Below are 4,521 nucleotides of genomic sequence, written 5' to 3'. Positions count from 1 at the left end.
AGTAACACTCAATCCAAGCAGCTCAGAAGACAATCAACGAGGCGGTCAAAAAAGCGCCGCTTAATTAGGAAATCTGGTCAACTACCTTGAAATCTACCGATGGCAACATTTGTGGGGATTGGCGTGGCGCGGTTCGCCTACACACCAATTATTCCTGCACTCGTAGAAGCCAACTGGTTTACGGCCACGGAAGCGGCATACTTGGGGGCCGCGAATCTGCTCGGCTATCTCGGTGGAGCGATTGGCGCGCACATCCTCTCTGAACGATACAAACTCCGTTATGTGCTTGGGGGCGCTTATATCGCAGTCGCGTTAAGCTTCTTTCTTTGTCTGAGCCCGATCGGCTTCGTGTGGTTCTTTATCTGGCGATTTGTGTCTGGTTTTGCCGGTGCAACCTTGATGGTGGTCGGTCCCTCTCTGGCACTCTCAAGTACGCCTGCTTCGCAACGACCAGCTACTGGAGCGATGGTTTTTACCGGTATCGGAATTGGGGCTTTTTTGTCGGCCACCGCGCTTCCGTTATTGTTAAATGTAGGGCTTGTTTTAGCCTGGGTTGGGCTCGGGGTACTTGCTGTTGCAGCTGGTCTTATCGCCGATAGGGCGCTCGCAGGCTTGAAATCATTACCAGCTATTCCCCATTCAGGTAATGGGTCAGAGGGCTTAACCGCTGCACAGAAATGGAGCATCGGAATCGTCATGGCGGCGTATGCGATGGACGGAGTCGGCTTTGTTCCCCATACGGTTTTCTGGGTAGATTATCTTGCACGTGAAGTCGGTATGGGGCAGACCATCGCGAGTTTCCAATGGGCTGTTCTGGGTGTCGGTGCTGTTTTCGGGCCTTTCATTGTCGGGATGGCGGCTAAAAAGCTCGGTTGGCACGGGGCTCTGCTGTCAGGGTTTCTGGCAAAGTCCATCGCGACGGCATTACCGGTTATATCGGTATCGATGGCCAGTATCACGGTTTCATCCTTTGTCGTTGGAGCCATGATCCCCGGCATTGTTGCGCTCACAGCAGGGCGGCTTTCAGAGATTATGGGGCCTGCTGGTCATAAAAAGATATGGGGTATGGCGACCGCCATGTTCGCTGCATTTCAAGCAGCAGGCGGGTACGCTTTGGCATTCGTCTACGCGTCGCTTGGTAGCTACGAACCTTTATTCAGCATTGGTGCCGTTATTCTGGCGAGCGGCGTCCTCTTGCTATCAACCCGATATCTTATCGTTCGAAAAGCCACACAGATGGAGAAAAATTGATATGGAACTGTATCTGAACACGACATCGCCTTATGCAAGAGTTGTCCGAATCTGCGCGATTGAAAAGCAGTTGGATGATGTGAAGCTCATCTGGGTAGATCCTTGGGCGGATGACAATGCGTTGCTCACCGCCAATCCGAACGGAAAAATTCCCGTGCTTGTAACGGATAGGGGAGAGACTTTATCAGAATCCCTTCTCATCGCGTCATACTTGGACGGGCTTTCTTCGACGAACAGCTTGCTTGGTGCACCCAACTACACTGATGTCTTTGCTCTCTCGGGGTTGAGTCAGGGCCTTACCGATGCAGCTTTTATGACGGTTATTAATCGGAAGCACTTTGGGAAAGAGAGCGATAGTACAGTACTCGGAGTTCGTCGACAGAATGCCATTGTCAGGTGCCTTCAGACGCTGGAGGATAGGGTGAATACTGACGTTATGCAGTCCGACATTAACCTTGGCCAGATTGTTACTGGCGTTGCGCTGAGCTATATCGATTTTCGATTACCGGAGCTGCAATGGGGTGAAAGCCAGCCACTCCTCGCTGACTGGTTAACGAGGTTTTTAGAGCGTGCAAGTGTCAAAGAAACGGCCTTTACCTAGCCCCTAGAAAGAACGTTTTTCGTGAATATCAATAGTGATCTAAGCCGTGAATTTTTAATATAGTAATGAGCGTGACCGCGGATTCAACCGCGAAGTGCAACACTTTCGTCTGCAGCCTGACATAACTTGTTAAAGATTACGCTAGGCTGCCTAAAACCAAGACATTTTCTTGGTCGAGCATTCACCACAGCTTGCATCACCTCTTCTTCAGTGATTTCACGCAGGTCTGTGCCCTTGGGAATATACTGCCTGAGCAGCCCGTTACTGTTTTCGTTTAAACCTCGCTCCCAGGATGAATAAGGGTGAGCAAAGTAAATCTCTGTCTCTAATGCCTCGGCTATTGCCTTGTGTCCGACAAATTCTGAACCATTATCCGCGGTGATTGTGTGCACATGCTCGGCGTACGGTCGAAGTAGCTCAATGGTAGCATCACGGACAGCATCAGCGCTTTTGCTGCTCACCTTTTTTACCAAGTAAAAACGACTGGTTCGTTCAGCAATGGTGACAAGGGCGCTTGTGCCATGTTTGCCCAAAACAGTATCGATTTCCCAGTCACCAAAACGCTCACGCGTATCAACAATGGCTGGTCGCTCATCGATAGAGACGGGGTCTGGTATCACACAGCGCTTGCTTGTTTTGCCCTTACGATAGCGTTTGTGCCCTTGGCGCAATGACGTATACAGTTTGCCGCCAGCCGCTTTATCCGTTGCCACATATTGATAAATCCATTCATGGCTGACAGGCATGCCCAACCGCGTGCTCACATGGCTAATCTGCTCTGGGCTCCAATCAACGTTCAGGCAGAGTTTAACAAAATCGATTGTCATCGAAGGTATGCGCCTTTTGCCGGCATGTATACGTCGACTTGTCGCTAGCTGCTGAGCTTGATCGGGCTCGTAACGGCCGTCCGGTAATCGGTTCCTACTTAGCTCTCTCGAGATTGTTGATTTTGACTTACAAAGGGTTTCGGCAATGACTGTTTGTGAACAGCCACGGGCCAAAAGGACAGAAATCTGGTATCGTTGTCCTTCGGTCAACTGCTGGTAACTCATGGTAATCACGTTTTGATTTTGGCGATGAGAAGCGTACCACTATCAGCAGTTGACTTCCTCTCGCCAGTTTAACCATGAGTGTTGCACTTATTATCTGAATTCAGGGGTATCAAAACAGAAGCGTTGTCTCATGAATACTAGCTTCTTGGAGAAGGTCTTAGCCGCAGGCATACCAGCGATGGTTGAAAAATAAACACTCATGCGCTCGCCCTGCGCTAAAAAAGAATGAGTAAATATAGCTACCTCCGGTATTAAAAGTCCACCTCAGTGTGGAATATATTCAAGAGAGTAACCCTGTCATTCGTTATACATTTAGATAGAGTAGTACTAATGAAGTTTAAAATAGCAGATAAAAGAACAAGAAATTTGTATATAGGGCCGCTTAGTGTTTTTATGTTTTGGCCTTCTTTGATATTTTTTGGTTCATGGTTTATGGGTGATGTAATTAGTCTTGAGTATCTCCTTTATGTTTGCCTTTTTTGCTCTGTTCCTGCGCTATTAAACTATAAAGGAAGATGCGATTTTAAAAACTACGCTGAAAATCATACCATTGAAGTTTCAGACAAGGGATTGATTTCTTATGAGCCTGACACACAAGAAATCATGGAGTGGGAAAGCGTTAAAACGATCAAGGTTAAGCGTTCAAAGGGAAAGGTAAAATCTATAAAAATCTTTGGTAACCATGGGTTAACGGCTGATTTGTCAAGATACGAAGATTTAGATAGGCTCTATGATGAACTGAAAAATGTGATAGAGGCAGGGCGTTGGAGATAGGTGTATAGTGGGTTAATTGGACTCCCGCTCTAAACAAACTACTCTTTAGCTGACTGATTAGTAGCGGGGATAACAAGAGTCGCAATACGATTGTCGGGTTTTATTTAGCTACCGAAACTGCTGATTATTCTTTGGTTTTGATCGTATTATTGCCCGAGGTATTATCTCTACGGCTATTCATTGCTATTCTGAAATTCAGGGTATTGCTCAAGGAACGCAATCATATCGAAAGGCATAACTGTTGATTGTCGGTTGTACCATTTTACAAGCGATTTTACGTTGAGTGCATCAAATTCATGCTTAAAGTCGTCACTGCGATATACATTCGATAGCTCGAGCCACTCGTCTAAGTACTGTGTATCTTTCGATTCAGAAGTATATGCTAACAATGCAGAGTTGTAGGAGGATAGCTCTTTTCCCCAGCAATCAATTTCTGCTAGATGTTTAATATAACCAGTTGCTGCTACTTTTTCGCTTCGACTAAGATTAACAAACCAGCTTTCCTTGATTGGCTCTAATGGTTGACGATTTTTACGGCAATTACTTGCTTTTTCTTCTAGTGCAGAATAAGTGCGATCCATTTCGGACTTTAAAAATTCTTCCCATGTAAGGGCATGGCCTACAATAGGAAGGCTTATCAGTAAAAGTAAGGTGGCTTTTCTACAGAGCATTAGAAACACATCTCCAAAATTCGTAATCTTTTCCTGTTGCATTTAGTGCTGTCATATCAGCGTGATCTTGCAGTCTACCCGAGTTTCCGCACCTAATTTAGGAATAAACCGCTTCGTATAACTGACCCAACAATTTCAGCAATCGTCGTTGATGCTCTCGTACACCGGTAAT

Annotated in this window: 5 protein-coding genes; 3 read left to right on the top strand and 2 right to left on the bottom strand. The window is 46.4% G+C overall.

Annotation, left to right across the window (positions count from 1 at the left end):
* Window positions 1-99 precede the first annotated feature (99 nt).
* Both BZJ21_RS15005 and BZJ21_RS15000 read left to right on the top strand, forming a co-directional pair.
* Window positions 100-1,251 carry a YbfB/YjiJ family MFS transporter gene (locus tag BZJ21_RS15005; RefSeq protein ID WP_077670222.1) on the top strand — a complete coding sequence of 384 codons (1,152 nt, stop codon included), beginning with the start codon at window positions 100-102 and terminating at the stop codon, window positions 1,249-1,251.
* A 1-nt stretch (window position 1,252) separates the two neighbouring features.
* Window positions 1,253-1,852, top strand: coding sequence for a glutathione S-transferase family protein (locus BZJ21_RS15000; RefSeq protein WP_077670221.1), 600 nt, complete (start codon window positions 1,253-1,255; stop codon window positions 1,850-1,852).
* Window positions 1,853-1,935: 83 nt separating this feature from the next.
* Here BZJ21_RS15000 and BZJ21_RS14995 read toward each other — a convergent pair whose 3' ends face one another.
* Complete coding sequence (locus BZJ21_RS14995) at window positions 1,936-2,904, bottom strand: IS30 family transposase (RefSeq protein ID WP_077670220.1); 969 nt, start codon at window positions 2,902-2,904, stop codon at window positions 1,936-1,938.
* Between the two features lie 330 nt (window positions 2,905-3,234).
* Here BZJ21_RS14995 and BZJ21_RS14990 point away from each other — a divergent pair, with 330 nt between their 5' ends.
* Window positions 3,235-3,678 carry a hypothetical protein gene (locus BZJ21_RS14990; protein ID WP_077670219.1) on the top strand — a complete coding sequence of 148 codons (444 nt, stop codon included), beginning with the start codon at window positions 3,235-3,237 and terminating at the stop codon, window positions 3,676-3,678.
* A gap of 173 nt (window positions 3,679-3,851) precedes the next feature.
* On the opposite strand, the gene BZJ21_RS14985 is transcribed toward BZJ21_RS14990, so the two are convergent.
* The gene (locus BZJ21_RS14985; RefSeq protein ID WP_077670218.1) at window positions 3,852-4,391 is read right to left on the bottom strand and encodes a hypothetical protein; all 540 of its coding nucleotides are present in this window, start codon (window positions 4,389-4,391) and stop codon (window positions 3,852-3,854) included.
* Window positions 4,392-4,521 lie beyond the last annotated feature (130 nt).

The sequence above is a fragment of the Salinivibrio costicola subsp. alcaliphilus genome (assembly GCF_001996185.1).
Classification (GTDB): domain Bacteria; phylum Pseudomonadota; class Gammaproteobacteria; order Enterobacterales; family Vibrionaceae; genus Salinivibrio; species Salinivibrio costicola.
This window is presented reverse-complemented; position numbering and strand designations above follow the sequence as displayed.

What these genes read in the sequence shown, in the direction of transcription:
- BZJ21_RS15000 (WP_077670221.1), top strand. Translation starts at nt 1,253, where the DNA reads ATGGAACTGTATCTGAACACGACATCGCCTTATGCAAGAGTTGTCCGA.
- BZJ21_RS14995 (WP_077670220.1), bottom strand. Translation starts at nt 2,904, where the DNA reads ATGAGTTACCAGCAGTTGACCGAAGGACAACGATACCAGATTTCTGTC.
- BZJ21_RS15005 (WP_077670222.1), top strand. Translation starts at nt 100, where the DNA reads ATGGCAACATTTGTGGGGATTGGCGTGGCGCGGTTCGCCTACACACCA.
- BZJ21_RS14990 (WP_077670219.1), top strand. Translation starts at nt 3,235, where the DNA reads ATGAAGTTTAAAATAGCAGATAAAAGAACAAGAAATTTGTATATAGGG.
- BZJ21_RS14985 (WP_077670218.1), bottom strand. Translation starts at nt 4,391, where the DNA reads ATGCAACAGGAAAAGATTACGAATTTTGGAGATGTGTTTCTAATGCTC.